Source organism: Frigoribacterium sp. PhB24 (assembly GCF_003755185.1).
GTDB lineage: Bacteria > Actinomycetota > Actinomycetes > Actinomycetales > Microbacteriaceae > Frigoribacterium.
Window position 1 is genome coordinate 56,684 of record NZ_RKIC01000016.1, and the last position, 23,273, is coordinate 79,956.

A 23,273-nucleotide genomic window follows, 5' to 3' on the forward strand; every position below is an offset into this window, starting at 1 on the left:
AGGCTGATCGGGTGAGCTCCCTCGACGACGACTACGACCTCCGCACGTTCGCGGCCGCGCTCGACCCCGAGGCACCGGGTGACGCGCCGCGGGCCGACGACGCCACCGCCGGCTGGGTCGCCGCCGAGTCGATGGGCTTCCACGAGGCGGCCGCCGACGACGCCGCCCTGGGCCGGGCCGCCCGTCGACTCGACGCCGACGGCCGACGCCTCACGGGCGTCTACCGTCGCGAGTCGAATCCCGGCTCGCTCGACGCCGAGGGCCGCCCCGTGGCCACCTTCGCCTCGTTCGACAAGACCCTGCACGTCGGCGGCGGCCGCCTGGTCGAGGCCGACCTGGTCGCCGGCGTCACCGTGCAACCGACCCACCGCCGCAAGGGCATCCTGCGCCGCATGATCACCGACGACCTCGCCCGCGCCAAGGCCGCCGGCACCCCGGTCGCCGCCCTCACCGCGAGCGAGGCGTCGATCTACCGTCGCTTCGGCTTCGGCGTCGGGGTCCGCGAGCGCACGATCGAGGTCGACGTGCGGCGTGCCGGCGGGATGCTCAGCGAGCCCGAGGGCAGCACCGAACTCGTCACCCTCGCGTCGCTGGCCGACGTGGCCCCCGAGGTGTTCGCCCGGTTCCACGTCCGCAGCCCCGGCTCGATCGACCGCCATCAGGGCGCCTGGGACCACGCGCTCGGCCGTGAGCGCGCCGACGGCACGCCCGACCCGGGCGTCCGGGCGGCCGTGCACCGCGACGCGACCGGCACCGTCGATGGCTACGTCACCTACCGGGTCGAGTCGGTGGGCGGCGGGCCGGGTGCCACCGGCACGCAGACCCTCGTCGTCGTCGACCTCGTGGCCGCCACCGACGACGCCTACCTCGGCCTCTGGCAGCTGCTGCTCTCGGTCGACCTGGTCCAGGCCGTCCGGTACTCGAACGCCCCGCAACACGACCCGCTGCCCCACGCCCTGGTCGACGGACGCGCCCTGACGATCAGCCACGACGAGGACCACGTGTGGTTCCGCGTCCTCGACCCGGTGGCCGCCCTGCAGGCACGCCCCTGGGCGGCCGACGGCGTCGTCACGATCGCCATCGGCGACGCGCTCGGCCACGCGTCCGGCACCTACCGGGTCACGAGCGAGGGCGGCGACGCCACGGTGAAGAAGGCGGCGGTGCGCCGGGCCGACCTCGAGCTCGACGTCGCGACGCTCGGTTCGCTCTGGCTCGGCGGGGTCGACCCGGTCACCCTGGCCGCCGCGGGTCTCGTGCGCGAGCGCCGCAAGGGCGCCGTGCAGAAGCTCCGTGCGATGCTGCTGCCCGATCGCCCGCTGCACGGCATCACCTACTTCTAGGACGCGTCGTCGCGAGGGCGCCGACGACGCAGGAGGCGCGGGTCACCCGACTCGCGCCTCCTGCGTCTCGGCAGCGGGCCTACGCCCGCTCGAGCCCGTTCGCCCGGGCGACCGCGCCGTACCAGTGGGCGCTCGGCTTGGGCGTGCGCTCGAAGGTCTCGCGGTCCCAGCCGATCAGGCCGAAGGTGGGGCGGAACCCGCTGGCCCACTCGTAGTTGTCGAGGGCGCTCCAGTGCTGGTAGCCGAGCACCTCGACGCCCTCGGCGATCGTCTCGTGGATGCCCTCGAGGGCACCCTGCGTGTAGGCGATGCGTCGGGTGTCGTCGGCTGTGGCGATGCCGTTCTCGGTGACCATGACGGGCACGTGGCCCGACAGCTCCCAGGCGCTGCGGATGCCCTCGGCGGCGGCCGGCGGGTAGAACTCCCACCCGGTCAACGTCGTCTCGAGTCCCTCGGCGACCGGCCGTGGCCCCTCGGGGCCCACGAAGGTCTGCGTGTAGGCCTGCACCCCGACGAAGTCGTCGCCCGCCGCCATCTCGCTGTACCAGTCGTCGCGGACGTAGCCGTACTCGCGCGTCCTCTCGGCGGCCCCCGGCTCGTCGACCGCCTTGAACGCCTGGGTCGCGACGGTCCAGCCCGACTTGATCCGCGGCAGCTGCGACAGCACCTCGCGGCTGCGCCTGTGCGAGGCGAGCAGCGCGTCGGCGACCTCGAGGTCGGGGTTCGGCAGCCCGTAGGCGACCAGGTTCGAAGCGTCCTCGCCGCCGGCCAGCATCGCGGCGATGTTCGGCTCGTTGATCGTGCAGACGTACTCGACGCCTTCGGCGACGACCGGCAGGGCGAGCTCGGTGTAGCGCGCGAACAGGTCGGCGGCGTCGGGCGCCCGCCAGAAGCCGTCGCGCTCGAACCAGCGGGGCACGGTGAAGTGCATCAGGGTGACGATCGGCTCGATGCCGAACTCGTGACAGGTCTCGACCATGCGGCGGTAGTGCGCGATCTGCGCCGTGCTGACGACGCCGCGTTCGGGTTCGATGCGCGCCCACTCGATGCTGAACCGGTAGCTGTTCAACCCCAGCTCGGCGAGCAGCCGGATGTCGTCACGGAACCGGTGGTAGCTGTCGGCCGCGTCGCCGCTCGGCTCGACGATGGTGGTGCCCGGCGCGTGCTCGTGCACCCACCAGTTGCTGTTGACGTTGTTGCCCTCGATCTGGTGCGCCGCGGTCGCGGCACCCCACAAGAAGTTCTCGGGGAAGGTCAGCACGGGGTGCTCCTCTCGATGGTGGTCAGCGGTCGGGACGGGAACGCGCCGAAGGTCGACGTCGCCGGCGGGCGGTCGGGTTCAGGAAGCGCGGTGCGTCCGGCGCGGGTTGGGCACCGCCTCGAGCAGCCGCACCGTGTAGGGGTCGGTCGGCCGCTGCAACACCTCGGCCGTGTGCCCCCGCTCGACCACGGCGCCCTGGTTCAGCACCATGATGTCGTCGGTGACGAGGCGGGCGCTCAGCAGGTCGTGCGTGATGTACAGCATCGAGACGCCCCACTGCTCGCGCAGGTCCTCGAGCAGGGCGAGCACACCGGCCCGCAGCGAGACGTCGAGCATCGAGACCGGTTCGTCGGCGATGATCACCTGCGGGTCGCTCGCCAGGGCGCGGGCGATCACGACGCGCTGCCGCTGACCACCCGACAGCTGGTGCGGCAGTTTCGCCGCGAACTGCTCGACCGGCGTCAGACCGACCGTCTCGAGCAGCTCGAGCACCCGGCGCCGCGCCTCCTGGCCCTCGAGACCCGTGTAGTTCACGACGGGACGCGTCAGCGTGTACTCGACCGTGTGCAATGGGTTGAGGGCGGCGTAGGGGTCCTGGAAGACCATCTGCACGTCGCTGCGGAAGCTGCGCAGGGCACGCCCCCGCAGGCGCGTGACGTCGGTGTCGCCGAAGGTGACGCTGCCGCTCGTGGGCTTCTCGACGCCGGTGACGAGCTTGGCGATCGTGCTCTTGCCCGAGCCGCTCTGCCCGACGAGGGCGAGCGACTGACCCGGTTCGAGCGTGAACGACACGTCGCGGACGGCTCGCACGGGGTCGTCCCCCCGACGAGGAGGCGCGTAGGTCTTGGTCACGCCGCTGACGGTGATCGCGTGCTGCGCCGTGCGCTGGCCGCGCGTGGCGACGGTCGGCACCGAGGTCGTCGTGTCGACGCGGCGGTCGCCCCGGGCCCGACGGACCGAACGGTCCTCGAAGCCGGGCAGCGAGACGACCTCGGCGCGCGGGTCGGCGTAGTGCGACAGCAGCATCGTCGTGTAGTCGTCCTGCGGGTCGGCGAGCACGTCGGCCGAGCGGCCGTCCTCGACGATGCGTCCCTCGTGCATGACGAGCACGCGCTGGGCCGACTCGAGCACGATGCCGAGGTCGTGGCTGATCAGCACGGCCGTGAAGCCTTCGCTCCGCTGCAGCGAGATGATCGTGTCCATCACGGCGTGCTGCACGAGCACGTCGAGGGCGGTGGTCGGCTCGTCGAAGACCATCAGCTGCGGCTCGAGCGACAGGGCGAGGGCGATCGAGACGCGCTGGCGCATGCCGCCGGACAGCTCGCCGGGGAACCGCGCGAGGACGCCCGGGTCGAGCTCGACCTTGGCCACCAGCTCGGCGGCGCGGCTGTGCCAGCGATCGCGCGGCACGTGGCCGTGGGCCTTGAAGACGTCGACGAAGTGGTTGCGGATCGTGCGCACGGGGTTCAGCGCGTTCATGCCCGACTGCAGCACCATCGCGAAGCCACCCTGGCGCTGCTGACGCAGGGCCTCGGTGTCGAGGTCGCGGACGTCGGCGCCGTCGAACCGGATGCTGCCGCCGTTGGTACGCGCAGGCGGCTTCTGCAGGCGGGTCAGCGCGTAGCCGAGCGTCGACTTGCCCGAGCCGGACTCGCCGACCAGGCCGACGAACTCGCCCCGCTTCAGCCGGAACGACACGTGGTCGACGGCCTGCACGGGCTCGGCGCCTGCGCTCTCGTAGACGACGCTGAGGTCGCGGACGTCGAGCAGCACGTCGTCGGAGGACGAGGAGGCGCGGTCTGCGGTGGTGAGGTCCGTGGCGGTCATGCGCGCGCCTCCTTCTTGGTTCGTTTGGCTCCGCCTTCGCGGAGACGCGGATTGCCGACGGCGTCGACGCCGAAGTTGATCAAGGTCAGGCTCATCGCCAGCAACGCGATGCAGAGGCCCGGCGCGAAGAGCAGGATCCACTGGCCGGTGAGCAGGGCGTTCGAGTTCTGCGCCCAGTAGAGGATCGTGCCCCAGCTGACGATCGACGAGTCACCCAGCCCCAAGAACTCGAGGCCGGCCTCGGCGAGGATCGCGCTGGTCGCGGCACCGAAGAACGAACCGGTGATCAGCGACGTCATGTTGGGCAGGATCTCGCGGAACACGATGCGTCCCGCGCTCTCGCCCGAGAACCGCGCCGCCGTGACGAAGTCGCGCGAGCGCAGCGACTGCGTCTGGCTGCGCAGCACGCGCGCGCCCCAGGCCCAGCCGGTGATGACGATCACCGCGAGGATGACCGCGATCCCGCCGTTCTGCAGGTAGGCCGCGATGACGATCATCAGCGGCAGCCCCGGGATGACGAGGAACAGGTTCACGACGAACCCGACGACGTCACCGCCGAAGCCCTTCATGTAGCCCCAGCTCAGTCCGATCGCGACGGCGACCAGCGTCGACAGCACGCCGGCCACGACGCCGACGAAGACGCTGATGCGGGCGCCGTAGATGAGCTGGCTCAGGACGTCCTCACCGGCGGCCGTGGTGCCCATCCAGTGGGCCCAGCTGGCGTCGGCGTTGCGCGCGAAGCCGTTCTCGCTGCCGCCGTAGGGGGCGAGCAACGGGGCGAAGATCGCGACCAGCACGAAGACGCCGAAGATGACGACGCCGATCTTCGCCTTGGGGTTCGACCAGATGGTCGCGGCCATGCGGCCGATGGTGAGCCAGCGACTGGGCGCCTTCTGCTCGGCGGGGCCGGTGGGAGGCGCGCCCTCGGGCAGGTGGACGGACACGGTGGTGGTCATCGGCGGGTCCTTGGGTCGAGCACGCCGTACAAGATGTCGACGAGGAAGTTGGCGACGAGCACGCTGACCGTGATCATCAGGAAGAGGGCCTGCATCAGCGGGTAGTCCTGGCCGATGACGGCGTTGAACAGCAGGTAGCCGATGCCGGGGTAGCCGAACACCTGCTCGACGAGGATCGACCCGCCGACCACGCCACCGAGGGCGAGGCCGAAGCCGGTCAGGTTCGGCAGGATCGCGTTGCGGGCGGCGTAGCGCACGGCGACCGTGCGACCCTTCAGGCCGTTGGCCTCGGCGAAGGTGACGTAGTCGTCGCCCAGCGTCGAGATCATCGCGTTGCGCATGCCGAGTATCCACCCGCCGAGACTCGTCAGCAGGATCGTGATCGCCGGCAGCACCGCGTGCTGCAGCGCGTCCCCGACGAAGGCGGGTGTGAAGCCGGGTGTGGTCGTCGCACCGTAGGCCCCCGTCGTCGGGAACCAGTGCAACACGTAGCCCAGGAAGAAGAGCAACAGCAGCGCCGTCCAGAAGTACGGGAAGGTGCTCATGAAGCTGCCCGAGAGGGTCGGCAGGGAGTCGAGCCAGGTACCGCGCTTCCAGGCGGCCGCGACGCCGATCAGGGTGCCGAGCACGAACGCGATGATCGTGCAGACCCCGACGAGGATCAGCGTGAACGGCAGGGCCTGGCCGACCAGGTGGCCGACCGTCTCGGGGAAGAACGTGTAGCTCGTGCCGAAGTCGAGACGCACCACCTGGCCGAGGTAGCTGACGTACTGCTGCAGCACGTTGCCGCTCGGCACCCCGAGCTGGGCCTCGATCGCGGCGCGGGTCGCGTCGCTGACGGGACCGTTCTGCGACAGCTTGGCGATGGCGGCGTCGGTCGGGCTGCCGGGCATCAGCCGCGGCAGGATGAAGTTCAGCGTGACGGCGGCCCACAACGTGAGCGCGAACAAGCCGAGCTTCTGGGCTGCGTACTTCACTTGTCGTCCCCCTCGGTCGAGACGCGCTTGAGCTTCGTGAAGATCAGCAGCGGCGCCTGGTCGTAGTTCTGCGGGGCCATGTACGGGTTCTCGGCGGAGGGCCAGCCGGTGAACTTCGAGTCGTTGAACAGGCCCCAGAGGCCGCCGTAGTAGAGGCCGATCACGGGCAGCTGGTCGTAGACGACGTTCTGCAGCTGGTAGCTGTACTGCTTCTGCTGCTCGGGGTCGGTCGTGGCCTTCCAGTCGTCGAGCAACTGGTCGACCGCGGGGTCGCTGAACCGCTCGAAGTTGGCCGCGGTGGTCTCGCCGACCGGGGTCGCGAACTGGCTGTTCAACAGGTTGTTGTAGGCCTGGTAGACGTTGCCGTTGCCCATGCCGCCCATCGCCATGTCGAACTCGCCGTTGGCGATGGCCGACTGGTAGCCGGCCGGCTGAGGAGCCTGGATCTGCACGTCGACGCCGATCGCGCCCAACTGGCTCCGCACCTCCTGCACGGCCCGCAGCCAGTCGGTGTAGCCGTTGGCCGTGAGGATCGTGATCTTCAGCTGCTCGCCGTCGGGGCCGACCAGACGGTCGCCCTGCTGCGTGTAGCCCGACTCGGAGAACGCCGCGAGGGCGCCGTCGACGTCCTGCTCGAGGATGCCGGCGTTCGGGATCGACGGGTCGAGGTCGTCCTGCTGGTTGGGCAGGATGAGCCCGGTCTGGCCGGCCGGCTCGAGGTAGCCCTCGGTGGCGGACTCGGCGATCGGGCCGCGGTCGAGCGCCAGCGCGATGCCACGCCGCACGTTGACGTCGTCGAAGGGTGCCTTGGTGAGGTTCGGCACGAGACCGATCACGCCACCCGGCGGGAACCAGAAGTGGTTGTCGGGGCTGGCGGCACCCCAGGTGCCCTCGACGTCGCTGATGAACGAGTACGACCAGTCGTAACCGCGCGTGACGGTGTCGAGCTGGTTGTTCGTCGCGGGCAGGATGAGGTGGCCGATCTCGATCTCGTCGGCCTGCCAGTACGTCTCGTTCTTGTCCATCGAGTACTGCTGCGGCGAGTAGTTGCCGAGCGTGAACGGGCCGGTGCCGACCGGGTCGGGGTTGCGGAAGGTCGTGGGGTCGTCGACGTCCTTCCACAGGTGCTCGGGGACGATGGTCGTCTGGCCGATGATCTCCATCGCCGGCACGTCGTCGGTCTGCAGGTGGAAGACCACGTGGTCGCCCTGCTGCTCGATCGTGTCGATGTGCTGCCAGGCGCCCTTGAGGTCGAGGGTCGGGTTCGCCTTGATCAGGTCGAACGTGTAGACCACGTCGGCGGGGGTCATGGGCGTACCGTCGGACCACTCGACGCCGTCGCGGATCGTCATGTCGATCGTTCGCGCGTCGGGCAGCACGGTCTCGCCCGCGAGCCACGGCGTGATCTCGCCGTCGAGCGGGTTGATCTCGAGCAGGGGCTCGTAGATCCAGGTCGAGGCCGTGCGCTTGTTCGTGAGGAACGGGTTGAAGTTGCGCTCGAACTGCGGGTTGCCCTTGTCGGCGTTGATCAACATCGTGTCGGCCCCGATGCTGGGGTCGGGCTGGCTGCGGATCTGGATGCTGCAGCCGGTGGCCACGAGCACGGCGGCCGTGGTGGCCGCCAGGGCCCCCAGCGTGCGGAGGCGTCGGCGCGGGTGTCGCCGAGGGGGTGTCGCGTGCGTCATCGCCACGTTCTCTCATTCGTCGTCGAGGTGAGCTGCGCCCACTGTAAGCGCATACATCGCCACGGCGCAAGCAGCGGGCCGGACGAGGAGGCGCGAGGTCGTTCGATGCCGAGCCAACCGTCAGGGGACGCCAGGGCCCGCGCGCCAGAATCGGCGTCGGGTGCCGGTCGCGGCATCCCGGCCGACCGGAGGGACCCGCATGGCCAGCACGACGCAGCTGCAGGCGCTCCGCGCCTCGTTGCCCGCGGTCGCCGAGCGGGCGCACGACATCGCCGACGACTTCTACCGCCGCCTGTTCGCCTCGCGACCCGACCTGCTGCGTGACCGGTTCAACCGGGGCGACCTCGCGCAGGGGCGGCAGCAACGCGATCTCGCCCGCACGATCGTGGCACTGGCCGAGGCCGTGCTCGACGCGGCCCCGGGGTCGACGCGCGCTGCCGGCACCGACCGGCGCCGCGCCTCCTCGGGGGGCCGGCCGCTCGGCGACGACACCGCACGCCAGGCCGGGGCGCCGACCCTCGCTCCGGCGACACCCGGCGAGATCGTCTCGCGGCTGGCCCAGCGGCACGCGGCGCTCGGCGTGACACGCGACGAATACGACGTGTTCGAGCGGCACCTCGGCCAGGCGTTCGCCGCCGCCCTCGGCCCGGTCCTCACGCCCGAGGTCGCCGACGCGTGGGCGGCCGTCTACCGCCGGACCCGTGACGAGATGGCGACGACGGTCGAGACGATCTACCGGCAGTTCGACCTCGAGCCCGGCGACGAGTGGCGCGAGGCCGTCGTCACCGAGCACCGCGTCGAGGCCGAGGACGTCGTCGCACTCACCCTCGTCTCCGCCGACAGCGAGGCCCTGCCGCGCTACCGCGCCGGCCAGTTCGCGTCGGTGCAGGTGCGGCTGGCCGACGGCGCGCGTCAGATCCGGCAGTACAGCCTGCGCGGCGGGCACGACGAGCAGTGGCGCATCAGCGCCCGGCTGCTGGCCGGTGAACCGCCCGCGCCCGACGGCGAGGTCTCGTCGCACCTCATGCGCGAGCTGCGTGTGGGCGACGTCGTGAGCGTCTCGCCCCCGATCGGCTCGCTGACCATCGACGACCTCGACGACGCGCCGCTGCTGTTCGTCTCGGCGGGCATCGGCTGCACCCCCGTGCTCGGCATGCTCGACCACCTCGCCCGCACCGAGCCGGACCGTGTCGTGACGGCCCTGCACTTCGAGCGCACGCCCGAGCGCCACGCCCACCGGGTCGAGCTCGAGGCGTTGGTCGCGTCGATGCCGAACGCGACGTTGCGGGTCAGCTACACGCAGGGGTCGCTCTCGGCGCTCAGCGCGCTGGCCGCGGCGTCGATCGACGGGCCCGGGGTCTACCTCGACCCGATCGACCTCGGCCGGGTCGACCTGACCGCGTCGCACCGGGTGTTCCTCTGCGGGCCGGTGCCGTTCATGGCGATCGCCCGCGCTGCCCTGATCAGCCACGGAGTCGACGCCGAACGCGTGCACTACTTCGTCTTCGGGCCCGACGACGGCAGCGTCACCGGGGCCGACACCGGGCAGGGCGGACTCGGGTAGGGCGGACTCGGGTAGGGCTGACTCGGATAGGGCTGCCGAGATGTCACGACGTGCCGCTCACCTCTGAACGTGAGCGGCACGTCGTGACATCTCGCCGGCAGGAGGCGCGGCGCGGCGACCACGGGCGGGCACCGCTCAGAGCGCGGGACAGCTCTCACGCAGCAGCACCTCGACCGGGAGCGTGACGCGCTGCGGAGGAGCCCCGGGGTCGGTCAGGCGCTGCACGACGGTGCGCACGGCGAGGCGGCCGAGCTCACCCATCGGCTGGCGCACCGTGGTCAGGCGGGGCCGGGAGAACCGGCCGGCGTCGATGCCGTCGAAACCCGTCACGAGCACGCGGCCGGGGACGTCGACACCCTGCTCGCCGAAGACGTCGAGGACGCCGAGGGCCGACTGGTCGTTCGCGCAGAGGACGGCCCGCGGCGGTTCGCCGGCCGCCAGCAGGGCCGCAGCCGCCCGGCGACCGCCGGCACGGGAGAACTCGCCCGGTTCGACCCGGGCGTCGACGCGCGCGCCCGACGCCCGGTGCGCCGCGACGGCCCGGTCGAAGCCGGCGTGACGGTCGAGCTCGTCGGGTGAATCGGACGGGCCGGCGACGTAGGCCACGTCGCGCGCCCCGTGCGCGCCGAGGACGAAATCGGTCAGGGCGTGCATGCCGGCGACGTTGTCGACGCCGACGTGGTCGAGCTCGTCGCCCGGACGGGAGTCGGCCAGCACCACGACGGGGATGCGCCGCGACACGTGCGCGAGCAGGTCGCCCGGCACGGTCTGGGCCAGCACGGCCAACCCGTCGACGCGGCCCGCGATGTCGTTCACCATCACCTCGCGGCTCGAGCCGCGACCGGCGGCGACCATCAGCGCGAAGCCGCGGCGCCAGGCCTCGACCTCGGCGCCGCGGAGCACCTCGTCGAAGTAGAGGTTCGCCGGGTTTGAGCCGTGATCCGGCGCAGGAGGCGCGGTGCGGGTCGCCGCACCGGGACGCGAGAGCGGGGCGTGCGACGCCCCCGCCCCTTCGCGGTCGTCGATCAGTGGGATGCGGGTCGCGTCGGCCACCCGGGCCCAGTCGGGCTCCGGGCCGTCGATGCCGTCGTGGCCCGGCAGGAAGAGCCCGAGCACGCCCGTGCGTCGACCGGCGAGGCCGCGGGCCGCGCCGCTCGGCACGTAGCCGAGCGCGCGCACCGACTCGAGCACCCGTCCGCGGGTCTCGGGGCGCACGTCGTCGGGACGGCGCAGCACCCTCGACACCGTGGCGATCGACACGCCGGCGTGAGCGGCCACGTCGTACACGGTGGGGGCCTTGGTCACGAGCGGTCCTCCAGGCGGGCGGCGGCGGGTCGCGGACCATCCTAGGTCGGCCGGTGCCCGGCCCGGGGCCGGGTCGGGCCGAGCGACACGGCCACGACACAGGCCGTCGGGGCACGCGACGACGGACGCCGCCCGCCCCGTCGAGGGCGAGCGGCATCCGGATGACGACCCGCCGGGCCGCCGGTCAGTCGCCGCGGGGGGCGGAAGCCGACCGGCGACGGTGCCGCTTCGCCATGACGGTCGCCACTCCGGCGAGCACCATCAGCACAGCGGTGGCCACGAACGGCGCCGGTTCGCTGCCCGTGTAGGCGAGCACCCGGGTGGCGCGAGCGGTCGAGACGGGGACGAGGCCACTCGAGACCGGCATCACGACCGGAGGTACCACGTCCGGAGGTACCACCGGAGCTACAACCGGAGGTACCACCTCCGGAGGCACCACCTCGACCACCGAAAAGAAGACCGGCGAGGAGAAGCTCATCGTCCTGTCGGTCAGGGTCTGCACCGCGACCACGCCGAAGGCGCCGACCGGGACACCGGCGACGGGCACCGAGAACTGCCCGCTTACGTCCGCCTGCACGACCGCCATCACGTTACCGGCCTCGGGGTCGTAGGCGATGGGGTCGGCCACCACGCGGGCGGATCGGGCGGATCGGGCGGACGAGGAGGGCACGGGCTCGTCGAGATGTGCAAGCTGATCAGCCGTCGCGAGCCCCACGGTCACTTCCGCACCGGGCTGCGCCGTGCCCGTCACGGTCACGGTGCCGGGTTCGAGCACCGCACCCTCGACGGGAGCCGTGATCACCGGGGCCACGGCAGTGGCCTCGACGAGCAGGTCGAGAGTCGTCTCGCTACCCTCGGATCCGACGAGAGTCAGCGACGTCGCGCCGGCCGGAAGCGACGGCGACACCCGGGCAACGTCGTCGAGCCGGCCGTTCTCGTCGGCGACGAACCCGGCGTCGAGACCGTCGACCGTTATGACCTCACCGGGCCCGAAGTTCGCTCCGCGGATGCGGAACGGGACGTCGACCCGGACGGTGCCGTCCGCGACGGCAGCGATCGGACCGAGACCGAGGTCTTCGGTGACGGCAGCGAAAGCGTTCACAACGCCCGCGCCGTAGAGCGCGGGGTCACCGCCCCCGACGGTCTGCTTCTCCAGGAGCGCCCGCAGTTCGTCCGGCGTGGCGCCACGGTGGGTCGAGGCGAGCAACGCGACGACGCCAGCGACGTGGGGCGAGGCCATCGACGTGCCGCTGGAGACCTGGTAGCCGCCGCCGAAGGCGGTGCTGAGGATGTACGAACCGGGCGCCCCCACGTCGATGACCCCGGCGCCGTAGTTCGAGTAGCCGGCGTCGAAGACAGGGTGACCATCGGCACCCTTGCGCAGGGCCGACACCGTGACGACGCCCTCGATCTCGGCGGGCAGGCCGAAGCAACCCTCGGACACATCACGACCTCTGATCGGCTTCGAGTCATCGGGGCTCGAGGAGTCCGTGGTCTTGTTCGCCAAGTCGTAGGACGAGTTGCCGGCGGCGGCCACGTTCAGCACGCCTCGCGCCTCGGAGTATCTGACCGCGCGGGTCACGGCTTCGAGGGCCGGAGCCTGGTCGATCTCGCCCCGGCACCAGAATTCGTAAGGGTCGACGAAGTAGCTGTTGTTGGTGACCTCGAAGCCGTGGTCAGCGGCCCACATGAAGCCGCAGAGGACGTACTCGGGGTAGGCGCGGTCGTCGTGGCTGGCAACCTTGACGCTGGCGAGCGTGACGCCGGGGGCGACGCCGGCTATGCCCACGTGGTTCTCGGCGGCCGCGACCGTTCCGGCGACGTGGGTTCCGTGGGACTCGCCATTGTCGACAGGAACCCACGCGGACTGGTTCTGGTCGGGGATGCCGTTGACGGTGCAACCGACCGAAAGGTCGGGGTCGACCTGTCCGGCGAGGTCGGGGTGCGAGACGTCGATGCCTGTGTCGAGCACGCCCACGACGACCGAGGGGCCGCCGGACGTGATCTGACGCGCCTCAGGCGCACCGATGTCCATCATGTCCCACTGGTCGACCTCGCGCGGATCGGCCGCCACCGCCTGCCCGCCGAGTGGGCCACCGATGCTCTGGATGCCGGCTGAGGCCGGAACCACCGTCTCGGCCTCGCCGACCGCCGCCGTGCGGGTCGGGCCGGCGGACTCGACGCCCGTGGCCAGACGGACGGCCGCGAGGAAGCCCCCATCGGACGACTGCGCGCTGAGGACGCCGATCTCGGGGTACTCGCTGAGCACGGTCCCGCCGTCGGCGACAACGGCGGCAGCGGCCATGTCGATCGCCGCCTGGCCGGTGACGGTGGTGTTGACGAGGTAGTTCATCACGACGCCGTCGGCGATCTGGGCGTCGGCCGCGGGAAAGGGTGCGTCCTGCACCTCGGTCGTGGCGGCGGCCGACGTCGAAGCGCCGGTCGAAGGCGACGCGTCGGCACCCTGCCCCCCTCCGTCGACGACGGGACCGGCGGCCGCGACATCGACGCCGTCGGCCGCGAAAGCGACGGTGGGAGCCAGGACGAGTGCCCCGGCGAGCGCCAGGGCGGTCGCGGTGCGCGGCGCCCGGCATGCAGTTTCTTTGTTCACGGATGTGCTCCTGTAGGTCGACTCGCCTCGCGCGGAGATCGGCGGGGCGAGATCACGGTGGCCATGGATCGCCCTCACTCGGCCCCAAGACCCGGCGACCTCAGGCCGGTCATAAACATATCCAATGTGAATGTGTCACACCGGTATGACGATTGTTCGAGATCGGTCGGCGGCAGGCGCCGTCACTGCGGAACACCTCGCCCCGCCTCCCGACCGCCCGCCCGCCCGCGGATTACGCGAAGTTGCCCTGCGGAGCCCACGGCCGCCGAGCCGCCCGTAGCGTGGGACGCATGGCCACCAGCGACACCATCTCGAACCTGCTCGACGAGCGACGGACCTTCGCCGCGCCTCCTGCGCTCGTCGAGGGGGCCAACGTCACGTCCGCCGAGCACGCACGGGCGGCCGCCGACCCGGTCGCGTTCTGGGCCGAGGCGTCGCAGCGGCTCGACTGGCACACGCCGTGGACGATCGCCCACACCTGGAAGCCCGTCACCGAAGGGCCCGACGGCGTGCTCACGGTGCCCGAGGCCACATGGTTCGCCGACGGCACCCTCAACGTCGCCGTCAACTGCGTCGACCGACACGTCGCCGCCGGCCGCGGTGACAAGGTCGCCCTGCACGTCGAGGGCGAGCCCGGCGACCGCCGCGACGTCACGTACGCGCAGCTGCAGCGCGAGGTCGTGAAGGCCGCGAACGGCCTGCGGTCGCTCGGCGTGGGGAAGGGCGACCGGGTCGTCGTGTACCTGCCGGTGATCGCCGAGACGATCGTCGTGACGCTGGCCATCGCGCGTCTCGGCGCTATCCACTCGCTCGTCTTCGGCGGCTTCTCAGGCGAGGCGCTGAAGTTCCGCGTCGAGGACACGCGGGCCAAGCTGCTGGTCACGACCGACGGGCAGTTCCGTCGCGGGGCCGCGGTGCCGGTCAAGGCGAACGCCGACCACGCGGTCGGCGGCGACAACGAGATCGAACACGTGCTCGTCGTGCGGCGCACCGGGGACCGGACGCCGGACGTGCCGTGGACCGAAGGCCGCGACCTGTGGTGGCACGACGTCGTCGACCCGCAGCCCGACACCGACGAACCCGACTTCTTCGACGCCGAGACGCCGTTGTTCATCATGTACACGAGCGGTACGACCGGAAAGCCCAAGGGGCTCGTGCACACGAGCGGTGGCTACCTCACGCAGGCGAACTGGACCCACTGGGCCGTCTTTGACGCCAAACCCGACGACGTGCACTGGTGCACGGCCGACCTCGCCTGGGTCACGGCGCACACCTACGAGATCTACGGTCCGCTGTCGAACGGCCTGACCCAGGTGATCTACGAGGGCACGCCCGACACCCCGCACCCCGCCCGGCACCTCGAGATCATCGAGCGCTACGGCGTCACCACGTACTACACGGCCCCGACACTGGTGCGGACGCTGTCGTCGTGGTTCCCCGAGGGGCTGCCCGACGGCCACGACCTGTCGTCGCTCCGCCTGCTCGGCACGGTGGGCGAGGCCATCAACCCCGAGGCGTGGGTGTGGTTCCACGAGCAGTTCGGCCGCGGCCGGTGTCCGATCGTCGACACCTGGTGGCAGTCCGAGACGGGAGCCGCCGTCATGGCCCCGCTGCCCGGTGCCGACACCCTCAAGCCGGGCTCGTCGCTGCGGGCCCTGCCCGGGCTGTCGACCGCGGTGGTCGACGACGTCGGCGAGCGCGTGCCGAACGGCGGCGGTGGCTACCTCGTGGTGCAACAGACCGGGCCGGCGCTCGCCCGCACCGTCTGGGGCGACCCCGAGCGCTACCGCGACAGCTACTGGGCCACGTACTGGCGGCAGGGCTGGTTCTTCTCGGGCGATGGCGCCAAGTACGACTCGGACGGCGACATCTGGCTGCTCGGCCGGGTCGACGACGTGATCAACGTGTCGGGTCACCGCCTGTCGACCATCGAGATCGAGTCGTCGCTCGTCTCGCACCCGGCCGTCGCCGAGGCCGCCGTCGTCGGCGTGACCGACGAGCGCACCGGTCAGGCGATCGCCGCCTTCGTGGTGCCGTCCGCGCGACCCGAAGGAGGCGCGGTGCGCGACGCCGGGGACGCCGCCGAGCCGTCGGTGTGGGCTCCGCTCGCGGAGTCGCTCTCCCCCACGCTGCGCGCCCACGTGGCCGACCAGATCGGGCCGATCGCGAAGCCCGCGACCGTGCTCGTCGTGCCCGACCTGCCCAAGACGCGCTCGGGCAAGATCATGCGGCGGCTGCTGGCCGACATCGTCGACGGCCGCCCGCTCGGCGACACGACGAGCCTGCAGGACGAGACCGTGCCCGGCCGGGTGGCGGCCGTCCTCGCCGAGGCGACCCGCGCCTCCTGACGCTCCCCCACGCCGCGGGAATCATGCGTGCGCGCACCGGGTTGTCGTGTCCGTGGCTCGATGACGCGCCTCGCTCCCCCGTACCGTTCCGAGAAGAAAGCGTCGTCATGTCGATCTCCGAGACCACCGCCGCCCCGTCCACCCTCCGTACCGCCGAGACGAGCGTGCCGCTCGTGCCGCTGCTCGACGAGCGCTGGAGCCCCCGCTCGTTCGACCCGACCGCCGAGATCTCTGACCGTCAGCTCGACGCCCTGCTCGAAGCCGCCCGCTGGGCCCCGTCCGCCGCGAACACGCAGCCCCGTCGGTTCGTCGTCGGTCGTCGCGGCACCGCCACGTTCGACACCATCGTCAAGGCCCTCATGGGCTTCAACGCCGCCTGGGCGGGCAACGCGTCGGCCCTCGTGGTCGCCGTCGCCGAGACCTCGACCGTCGAGGGCGAGGTGCGCCAGTGGGCGGAGTACGACCTCGGCCAGGCCGTCGCCCACCTGAGCGTCCAGGCCCACGCCGAGGGCTTCCACACGCACCAGATGGCCGGTGTCGAATGGGACGAGATCGTCGCCGCGTTCGGCCTCACCGACAACCTGAAGCCCGTCACCGTCACGGCCGTCGGCGTCGTCGACGAGGCGGACAGGCTGATCGAGGCCCTCGCCGAGCGCGAGACCGCCCCCCGCGAGCGCCTGCCGCTCAGCGAGCTCGTCCTGCGCCGCGACTAGCAGTTCCCCCTGGCCGGGCGTCTGCGCCGCGCGCCGAGATGTCACGACGTGCCGCTCACCTTCGAACGTGAGCGGCACGTCGTGACATCTCGCCCACGGCCGGGCTCCCGCCCCGCCCGATGACCAGCCGCTGCACCCGTGCCACGAACACCGCCGAGCAGGGGCCGAGGTCGTCATCCGAGGCCTGCACCTGCCGCCAACCCACGTCTTCGAAGTCCTCGCGTCGCCGCAGGTCGCCGCGGTACGTGTCTCGATCGGTGCGGTGGTGTTCGCCCTGGTACTCGATGGCCAGTCGGGCGGAGATGTCGGCGAGATCCGCGATCCCGACGAGCCGGTCGTGAACGTCGCGCACCGGGTGGTTCGGCACCAGGCCGGTCACACCCGCTCGTTCCAGCAGCAGGCGCATCCGGGTCTCTTGCGGCGACCACACCCCGGGCCGGGCCAGCGCCAGCGCCTCACGCAGCACCGACGCGCTCCGGCGAGATCCCCAGGCCGTCACGCGGTCGGACAGCTGCCCGATGGGGATTCCCCGGGCCGGGCCGAACGGCGACCACCGTCCCGCCAGGGCGTCCGCGACCGTCACGAGGTCGTCGAGAGAAAGACCCACGGCCGACTGGGCCCAGGCAGTCAGAGGGTCGACGACGGGCAGACCCCGCACCCGGTACTCGGACCTGCCCACCGTGTCGACGCGCCCGACGTGCCCGATCACCCCGGTCCGGCGGACCCGACCGCCGCCCGTCGACTCGACGTGCAGCGGCCCTCCCTCGACGTCCTGCCCCCGGGGCAGGGGTAGCCGCCACAGGGCCAACGCCGTGGTGTGGCTGAAGACCACCCCCGGCGCAAGCACAGGGACGAGCTCTCGGCAGCGATCCACCAGGGTGACCGCCTGCCGGTGCGTGCGCACACCGTGATGGGGTGCCCGGAGGTCGGCCCGGCGGAGTCGGTCGGAACCCACGCCCAGCGCCCGGGCCTCGGCGACCGCGAACGCCCGGTCCGCCAGCGGGGAAGGAAGGTCGAGCGGCACCCCTCGAGCGTGGCCGCCCCCTCATCGCATGCCGGTGGAGGCCGGCCGCACCTGTGAACCGTCCCTGGACGAGGAAAGGTGGGGAGGAGGCGCGAGATGTCAGGACGTGCCGCTCACCTTAAGGGGTGAGCGGCACGTCGTGACATCTCGAGGGGACGGGCCCGGGCTGGTGCCTGCCAGCCCGGGCTGGTTGGCTGGTCGCATGTCGATCTCCAGCACGGCCGAGAAGGCCGAACTCCTCCGCTCCCTGCACGTCCCCGGCGACCCGCTGATCGTGACGAACGTCTGGGACAGCATCACCGCCCGCATCGTCGCGGGCGCGCCGGGCGTCAAGGCCCTGGCCACCGCCTCCCACTCGATCAGCGAGGCGCACGGCGTCGAGGACGGCGAGGGTCTCGACGTCGACGACATGCTGGCCGCCGCCCGCATCGTGATCCGCTCGGTCGACCTGCCCGTCTCGGTCGACTTCGAGAAGGCCTACGCGACCGACGCCGCCGGCACCCTCGACAACGTCTTCCGCCTCATCGAAGAGGGCGCCGCCGGGCTCAACATCGAGGACAGCATCGGCCAGGCCAAGGCGCCGCTCTACGACATCGACACCCAGGTCTCGAAGATCGCCGCCGCCCGCCGGGCCGGCGACCGCGCCGGTGTGCCGATCGTGATCAACGCCAGGGTCGACGCCCTGGCCGGCGACCCCGACTCGTTCGACGACGCGATCACCCGCGCCAACGCCTACCTCGACGCCGGTGCCGACTGCGCCTTCGTCCTCGGCCTGGGCACCGAAGACCTCGTCAAGGCCGCCCTCGACCAGATCCACGGCAAGGTCAGCGTCATCTCGAACCCGTCCTCCGTGCCGCTCGCGCGCCTGGCAGAACTCGGCGTCTCGCGGGTCAGCTTCGGTCCGACCACGATGGGCCTGACCCTCTCGCACCTGCGCGACGCCGCCACCACCCTCACCGCCCGCGGCGACTACCCGGCGGAGCTCGGCTTCTCGTTCTGACCGCCGGCCGGGCCGGGCACGTCTCCCTTGCCGCCTGACGAACGACGCGACCCGCGCCTCCTGAGCTCGTGAGAGCCGAGGAGGCGCGGGTCGTGCCACGCGTGGACGTCGCCTAGTCGTCGCGGTCGTCCTTCTTCCGGTCGGACTCGGACGCCTCGGAGCCGCCCTCGCCGTCCGGCTCGGGCACCTCGTCGCCGTTCCGCTCGATGGTCGCCGCGGCGGCCTGCCGCAGGCGCATGCCGGCGAGCTCGTCCTTGGCGAGGGCCGCGGCCTTCTTCTCGCTCTGGGCGGTGTCACGCGGCGGCAGCAAGATGTCGCGCTCGGCCCGGAGGCCGGCCTGCAACTCGCGACCACGCTCGAGCTCGGCGTCGAACTCGGCCCCGAAGAGCAGGGCGTTGTTCGTGATCCAGAGCCACAGCAAGAACACGATGACGGCACCGAGCGAGCCGTACGTCTTGTTGTAGTTCGAGAAGTTCGCGATGTAGAACGCGAACCCCACGGACGCGACCAGCCAGATGACCAACGCGACGAGCGACCCGAGGCTCATCCACTTGAACTTCGGCTGCTTGACGTTCGGCGCCCAGTAGTAGAGCACCGCGACGATCACGATGGCGATGATCGCGAGGATCGGCAGCTTGGCGATGTCCCACACGAAGACCGCGGTGCTGCCCAGCCCGACGAGGTCGCCGACCGTCTGGGCCACGGGCCCGCTGATGACCAGGATGAGCGCGGCCACCACGATGAGCACGACGGTGAACGCCGTGACGCCGAGCATGGTCGGGCGGAGCTTCCAGATCGGACGCCCCTCGTCGATGCCGTAGACGCGGTTCATGGCCCGTCCGAACGCCCCGACGTAACCCGACGCCGACCAGAGCGCGCCGAGCACACCGACGACGAGGGCGACCCCGGCGGCCGGCGAACCGGTGAGCTGCATGATCGGGTCACGGAGCAGTGCTGCGACGTCTTCGGACCCGAACTGCGAGACGAGGTCGAGCAGGGTCTTGGCGGTCGAATCCGCCTGCCCCACGACGCCGAGCAACGAGACGATCGCCAGCAGCGCCGGGAAGATCGCGAGCACGGCGTAGTACGTGAGGGCGGCCGCGAGGTCGGTGCACTGATCTCGCGTGAATTCACGCAGGGTCTTGCCCAACACGTAGCCCCACGACGGCTTCGAGACGTCGGTGAGGTCTTGCGGCTTGCGCGAGTCGTCCTCGTCGGGCGACTGCTGCTCGCGTTCGGTGCTCTTCTGGGCCACGGGTCAGCGCCTGATCGTCTTGACGATGCCCGCGACGATGGCGACGACGCCGACGGTACCGGCCGCAGCGGCCGCCACGACGGGCTTCGGATCGCTGTCGAGGCGCCGCTTGACGCTCGCCTTCAGCCGCCGGGCATGAGCGGGAACGCTCAGCTTGTCTTCGATGGCGTCGAGCGTCGCGGCGAACTCCTCGCGGGTTCGGGCGAGGTCGAGCTCGATCTCGGGGATGCTCGCTCCGTCGCGGGGCCCGGTGGCGTTCTCTGCGTCCTTGTCGGGCGACGTGCTGCCGTGGGCGTCACGTCGTTCTTCGGCCGCTCGGGCCTCGGCGAGCTCGGCCCGAGGGTCGGGTCCGTCGGCCTTGCCGTGCTTCTCGTGATCGCTCGCGTCAGTGCTTCTCGGAGTCATAGCTGCCCTGCCCTTTCAACGCGCTGACGTCGGCCTTCACGCTGGCGACGGCCTTCTCGGGGGTCGGTGGCACGCCCTTCTTGAGCGCCTTGATGCCGAGCAGTGCCAGCACGGCGGTGATCACGAGCAGGACAGCGGCCACGATGAGCGCCGCGAGCCAGGGAGCGACGACGGTCGACAGCCCCAGCACCCCGGCCGTGATGAGCACGGCGAGCAGGAAGAAGCCGAACAGGGCGGCACCGACCAACAACCCGACACCCACCCCCGCCTCTTTGGCCTTGGTGGCGAGTTCGGTCTTGGCGAGCGCGATCTCGCCGCGGATCAGCCGCGAGATCAGCTCGGGCAGGCTGCCGATCAGCGAGCCGAGCGAACGTTTGGTGCTCTGTTCGGGTGCCTTCAGGTCACTCACCGACCGTCACCCCCGGCAGCTTGTCGTCGTCGGGGCTGGTGCCCGAGGTCTGCTTCTTGACGTCGTCGGCCTTCTCGTCCACCTTGTCGGCGGCCTTGTGCGCCGCCTCGGTCGCCTTGGCGGCGGCCTTGTCGGTGGCGTCCGAGCCCTTGCCCGAGACGGACTTCGCCTTGGAGCCGACCGCGTGGGCGGCGTCGTTCGCGACGTCCTGGGCCTTCTTGGCGACGACCGGAGCGTTCTCCTTCACGAAGCCCTCGGCCTGCTGCACGCCCTTCTGGACGGTCGGGTTCTCCCACAGGCTCTCGGCCTGGTTCTTGATCTTGACGTACGCGCCGCGACCCGCGCGGGCTCCGAGGACGTACCCGACGGCCGCTCCTGCGACGAAGAGGATCTTGCCTTTCATGAGTGCTCCTTGGCTCGTGGTGGCAGGTAGGCCTTCCACGGTGGCACGAGTCGGAGCACACGGCCCAGATTGGCGGGCCCCCGGGGACGACCACCACCTACTCGGACCCTGGGGACGAGCCTCCCCGACACGAGGTCAGGAGGCGCGGGTCGCCACCACGGGGACGCGTACCTCGAGCGCGTCGTCGCGCACCATGGCGACGGCCAGCCGCACGAGTCGCGCCGTGCACCAGCAGAACAGCACCACGAGCAAGGCGTTGCGGGCACCCAGGACGAACACGGCCACCGGGTTGAGCTCGACGAGAAGCCGGTAGAGGATCGGGAAGACGAGCGTCGTGAGCCCCGAGGCCCAGGCGGTCAGGACGGCCGGCGTGCGGAACGCCTCGGGGCGCGCGGCGTAGCCCACGGCGACGATGGGCACGATCCAGAGCAGGTACTGCGGTGAGCCCACCTTGTTGAACACGACGAAGGCGAGGGTGAGGGTCAGGGCGCCGAGCAGCACCGTGCCGAACTCGTCGCCGTGGCCACGAGCCGGGGCGACGGTCACGGTGCCGTCGGACGCCGCCGACCCGCGCCTCCGGAACCCGCCGGTCAGGGGCAGGCCGAAGGTGGCGACGGCCAGCACGCCGGCCAGCAGCACGAGGACGGCGAGCATGACCTGGGTGCTGTCGTTGATCATCCAGGTGTCGCCCGGTCCCATCACCTCGCGGGTGGCGAGGGCGACGTTCTGGTAGACGGAGGCACCGGGTACGCGCAACATCGCCATCCAGAGCCACGGGGTCGCGAGGGTCGCCTCGAGTTGCAGGGCCCGCCCCGACTGCATCGTGACGAAGCTCGTGATGTCGTCCGCGCCGCGGCCGAGCAGGACGCACGAGACGACGACCATGGTGACCAGCACGCCGGCGCGCACCACGACGGCGCGGTGCCTCGAACCGACGACGACGGCCGCGATGACGGCCGCCGGCCAGACCTTGATCCAGGTCGCCGCGGCCAGCAGCAGACCGGCCACCCGGGGGCGGGTCGACAGCAGCATCAGGGCGGCGACGACCAAGGGGGCGCTGAAGCCCTCGAGCCGCAGGAAGGCCACGGGGCTGAGCACGAGCGTCACGAGCAGCCACCACCAGGCGGCCCGGTTGTCGACGGTGCGACGACCGCGATCGGTCAGCAGCCAGAGCGCGACGGCGTTGAGGGCGGTCAAGAGCGCCAGCCAGACGAACTGGTAGTGCTGCTCGCCGAAGACGTCGGGCAACACGATCGGCACGATCGCCCCGGCCGGGTAGACCCAGGAGAAGTCGAGGACCGGCCAGACCCCGTCGCTCAGGGCCCCGGTCGCCCACAGGCGGTACAGGGGGAGGTCGCCGCTGACCCCGCCGCCGATCATCAGCGGCGTCAACGCCAGGAACACGGCGGCGTGCACGGCGACGAAGCCGTAGAGCAGACCGCGCGGATGCGCCTGCACGCGCGCCCAGCGGCGGCCCAGCCGCGCGGTGAGGGGTGCAGGCGCGACGGCGCTCGAGGTGGTCACGCCTCGAATGTACGGCGGCGGCCTTGCCGTTGTCTTTCCGGCAGGTGAATCCATCAGAAGATCCCTCTCGAGACGGAGGTCCGAGCGGTGTACGGTGCCGTCCATGGACCGACGACGTTCCGCAGACGGAGGCGAGGTCACCCCGCCGATGGACGACACGCACGCACCCCTCGACCTGGGCAGCGTCGACGACGACCTGGCCGTCGGCCGGGGGCGCCCGATCGGCTTCTGGCTGAAGCTCGTCGACGGGTTGATCGACCGACGCTTCGACGAGGTGCTCGACGAGCACGGGGTCACCCGTCGCCAATGGCAGCTGCTCGCCCTGCTCGAACGCGGCCCGGCGACGCGCGCCGCCCTCGACGGTGCCGTCGCGCCCTTCCTCGACCGGGCCACGGGCGAGTCGAGCGCCGACCACCTGGCCGAACTGGTCGAGAGCGGCTGGGTGAGCTTCGCGACCGACGGGGTCGGCGACGGCCGCTACACCCTCACCGAGCGCGGAGGCCTGGCGCACCGCAAGTTGGTCGACGTCGTCGAGGGCATCCGCGACGACGCCGTCCGGGGGGCCGAGCCGGGTGCCCACGCGACGACCGTACGATTCCTCCGCACGGCGGCGCTCAACCTCGGTTGGCGCCCCGGGCCGTCGGACCGGCCCGACCAGCCCTGAGC

19 protein-coding genes are annotated in these 23,273 nt (G+C 71.5%); 6 read left to right on the top strand and 13 right to left on the bottom strand.

Going from position 1 to position 23,273, the window contains the following annotated elements; translation table 11 throughout:
- Window positions 1–11: 11 nt before the first annotated feature.
- Entirely contained in the window at window positions 12–1,340 is a 1,329-nt protein-coding gene (locus tag EDF50_RS15565; protein WP_123520424.1) for a GNAT family N-acetyltransferase, read from the top strand.
- Between the two features lie 79 nt (window positions 1,341–1,419).
- Here EDF50_RS15565 and EDF50_RS15570 read toward each other — a convergent pair whose 3' ends face one another.
- The 5 genes from EDF50_RS15570 to EDF50_RS15590 all read right to left on the bottom strand — a co-directional run bounded on the left by EDF50_RS15570 (window position 1,420) and on the right by EDF50_RS15590 (window position 8,046).
- Window positions 1,420–2,601: a glycoside hydrolase family 1 protein gene (locus tag EDF50_RS15570; protein WP_123520425.1), complete on the bottom strand. Its 1,182-nt coding sequence runs from the start codon at window positions 2,599–2,601 to the stop codon at window positions 1,420–1,422.
- A 78-nt stretch (window positions 2,602–2,679) separates the two neighbouring features.
- Entirely contained in the window at window positions 2,680–4,428 is a 1,749-nt protein-coding gene (locus EDF50_RS15575; RefSeq protein WP_123520426.1) for an ABC transporter ATP-binding protein, read from the bottom strand.
- On the bottom strand, window positions 4,425–5,384 hold the full coding sequence (locus EDF50_RS15580) for an ABC transporter permease (protein ID WP_123520427.1): 960 nt from the start codon (window positions 5,382–5,384) through the stop codon (window positions 4,425–4,427). The genes EDF50_RS15575 and EDF50_RS15580 overlap by 4 nt, the downstream gene beginning before the upstream one ends.
- A complete protein-coding gene (locus tag EDF50_RS15585; RefSeq protein ID WP_123520428.1) occupies window positions 5,381–6,361 on the bottom strand; it encodes an ABC transporter permease in 981 nt (326 codons plus the stop codon). Before EDF50_RS15585 ends, EDF50_RS15580 begins: the two co-directional genes overlap by 4 nt.
- Window positions 6,358–8,046, bottom strand: coding sequence for an ABC transporter substrate-binding protein (locus EDF50_RS15590; protein WP_123520429.1), 1,689 nt, complete (start codon window positions 8,044–8,046; stop codon window positions 6,358–6,360). The genes EDF50_RS15585 and EDF50_RS15590 overlap by 4 nt, the downstream gene beginning before the upstream one ends.
- 199 nt (window positions 8,047–8,245) lie before the next feature.
- Here EDF50_RS15590 and EDF50_RS15595 point away from each other — a divergent pair, with 199 nt between their 5' ends.
- Complete coding sequence (locus EDF50_RS15595) at window positions 8,246–9,610, top strand: globin domain-containing protein (RefSeq protein WP_123520430.1); 1,365 nt, start codon at window positions 8,246–8,248, stop codon at window positions 9,608–9,610.
- Between the two features lie 135 nt (window positions 9,611–9,745).
- On the opposite strand, the gene EDF50_RS15600 is transcribed toward EDF50_RS15595, so the two are convergent.
- Together EDF50_RS15600 and EDF50_RS15605 are read right to left on the bottom strand one after the other, a co-directional pair.
- Window positions 9,746–10,915 carry a LacI family DNA-binding transcriptional regulator gene (locus EDF50_RS15600; protein ID WP_199738825.1) on the bottom strand — a complete coding sequence of 390 codons (1,170 nt, stop codon included), beginning with the start codon at window positions 10,913–10,915 and terminating at the stop codon, window positions 9,746–9,748.
- A 184-nt stretch (window positions 10,916–11,099) separates the two neighbouring features.
- The gene (locus EDF50_RS15605) at window positions 11,100–13,526 is read right to left on the bottom strand and encodes a S8 family serine peptidase (RefSeq protein WP_123520431.1); all 2,427 of its coding nucleotides are present in this window, start codon (window positions 13,524–13,526) and stop codon (window positions 11,100–11,102) included.
- 290 nt (window positions 13,527–13,816) lie between these two features.
- On the opposite strand from EDF50_RS15605, the gene acs reads away from it, so the two are divergent.
- The gene (gene acs, locus EDF50_RS15615) at window positions 13,817–15,874 is read left to right on the top strand and encodes an acetate--CoA ligase (protein WP_123520432.1); all 2,058 of its coding nucleotides are present in this window, start codon (window positions 13,817–13,819) and stop codon (window positions 15,872–15,874) included.
- 107 nt (window positions 15,875–15,981) lie between these two features.
- Entirely contained in the window at window positions 15,982–16,587 is a 606-nt protein-coding gene (locus EDF50_RS15620) for a nitroreductase family protein (RefSeq protein ID WP_123520433.1), read from the top strand.
- 55 nt (window positions 16,588–16,642) lie between these two features.
- Here the strand turns inward: EDF50_RS15620 and EDF50_RS15625 are convergent, their stop codons facing one another.
- On the bottom strand, window positions 16,643–17,611 hold the full coding sequence (locus EDF50_RS15625; RefSeq protein WP_123520434.1) for a hypothetical protein: 969 nt from the start codon (window positions 17,609–17,611) through the stop codon (window positions 16,643–16,645).
- 202 nt (window positions 17,612–17,813) lie between these two features.
- Between EDF50_RS15625 and EDF50_RS15630 the strand changes: the two genes are divergently transcribed.
- Entirely contained in the window at window positions 17,814–18,611 is a 798-nt protein-coding gene (locus EDF50_RS15630) for an isocitrate lyase/phosphoenolpyruvate mutase family protein (RefSeq protein WP_123520435.1), read from the top strand.
- Window positions 18,612–18,723: 112 nt separating this feature from the next.
- Here EDF50_RS15630 and EDF50_RS15635 read toward each other — a convergent pair whose 3' ends face one another.
- From EDF50_RS15635 to EDF50_RS15655, 5 genes are all read right to left on the bottom strand, one after another.
- Entirely contained in the window at window positions 18,724–19,866 is a 1,143-nt protein-coding gene (locus EDF50_RS15635) for a YihY/virulence factor BrkB family protein (protein WP_123520436.1), read from the bottom strand.
- 3 nt (window positions 19,867–19,869) lie between these two features.
- On the bottom strand, window positions 19,870–20,271 hold the full coding sequence (locus EDF50_RS15640) for a DUF3618 domain-containing protein (RefSeq protein ID WP_123520437.1): 402 nt from the start codon (window positions 20,269–20,271) through the stop codon (window positions 19,870–19,872).
- Window positions 20,252–20,680 (bottom strand): phage holin family protein, encoded by a 429-nt coding sequence (locus tag EDF50_RS15645; RefSeq protein WP_054145463.1) that lies wholly within the window; start codon window positions 20,678–20,680, stop codon window positions 20,252–20,254. Before EDF50_RS15645 ends, EDF50_RS15640 begins: the two co-directional genes overlap by 20 nt.
- On the bottom strand, window positions 20,673–21,083 hold the full coding sequence (locus EDF50_RS16740) for a YtxH domain-containing protein (protein ID WP_158612747.1): 411 nt from the start codon (window positions 21,081–21,083) through the stop codon (window positions 20,673–20,675). Before EDF50_RS16740 ends, EDF50_RS15645 begins: the two co-directional genes overlap by 8 nt.
- Before the next feature lie 135 nt (window positions 21,084–21,218).
- Complete coding sequence (locus EDF50_RS15655; protein ID WP_158612748.1) at window positions 21,219–22,607, bottom strand: glycosyltransferase family 87 protein; 1,389 nt, start codon at window positions 22,605–22,607, stop codon at window positions 21,219–21,221.
- Between the two features lie 103 nt (window positions 22,608–22,710).
- Between EDF50_RS15655 and EDF50_RS15660 the strand changes: the two genes are divergently transcribed.
- Window positions 22,711–23,271 carry a MarR family winged helix-turn-helix transcriptional regulator gene (locus tag EDF50_RS15660; protein ID WP_148076856.1) on the top strand — a complete coding sequence of 187 codons (561 nt, stop codon included), beginning with the start codon at window positions 22,711–22,713 and terminating at the stop codon, window positions 23,269–23,271.
- The last annotated feature ends 2 nt before the right edge of the window (window positions 23,272–23,273 follow it).

Coding starts and splice junctions, on each gene's coding strand:
- EDF50_RS16740 (WP_158612747.1), bottom strand. CDS start 21,083: ATGAAAGGCAAGATCCTCTTCGTCGCAGGAGCGGCCGTCGGGTACGTC.
- acs (WP_123520432.1), top strand. CDS start 13,817: ATGGCCACCAGCGACACCATCTCGAACCTGCTCGACGAGCGACGGACC.
- EDF50_RS15620 (WP_123520433.1), top strand. CDS start 15,982: ATGTCGATCTCCGAGACCACCGCCGCCCCGTCCACCCTCCGTACCGCC.
- EDF50_RS15580 (WP_123520427.1), bottom strand. CDS start 5,384: ATGACCACCACCGTGTCCGTCCACCTGCCCGAGGGCGCGCCTCCCACC.
- EDF50_RS15595 (WP_123520430.1), top strand. CDS start 8,246: ATGGCCAGCACGACGCAGCTGCAGGCGCTCCGCGCCTCGTTGCCCGCG.
- EDF50_RS15590 (WP_123520429.1), bottom strand. CDS start 8,046: ATGACGCACGCGACACCCCCTCGGCGACACCCGCGCCGACGCCTCCGC.
- EDF50_RS15660 (WP_148076856.1), top strand. CDS start 22,711: ATGGACCGACGACGTTCCGCAGACGGAGGCGAGGTCACCCCGCCGATG.
- EDF50_RS15630 (WP_123520435.1), top strand. CDS start 17,814: ATGTCGATCTCCAGCACGGCCGAGAAGGCCGAACTCCTCCGCTCCCTG.
- EDF50_RS15575 (WP_123520426.1), bottom strand. CDS start 4,428: ATGACCGCCACGGACCTCACCACCGCAGACCGCGCCTCCTCGTCCTCC.
- EDF50_RS15640 (WP_123520437.1), bottom strand. CDS start 20,271: ATGACTCCGAGAAGCACTGACGCGAGCGATCACGAGAAGCACGGCAAG.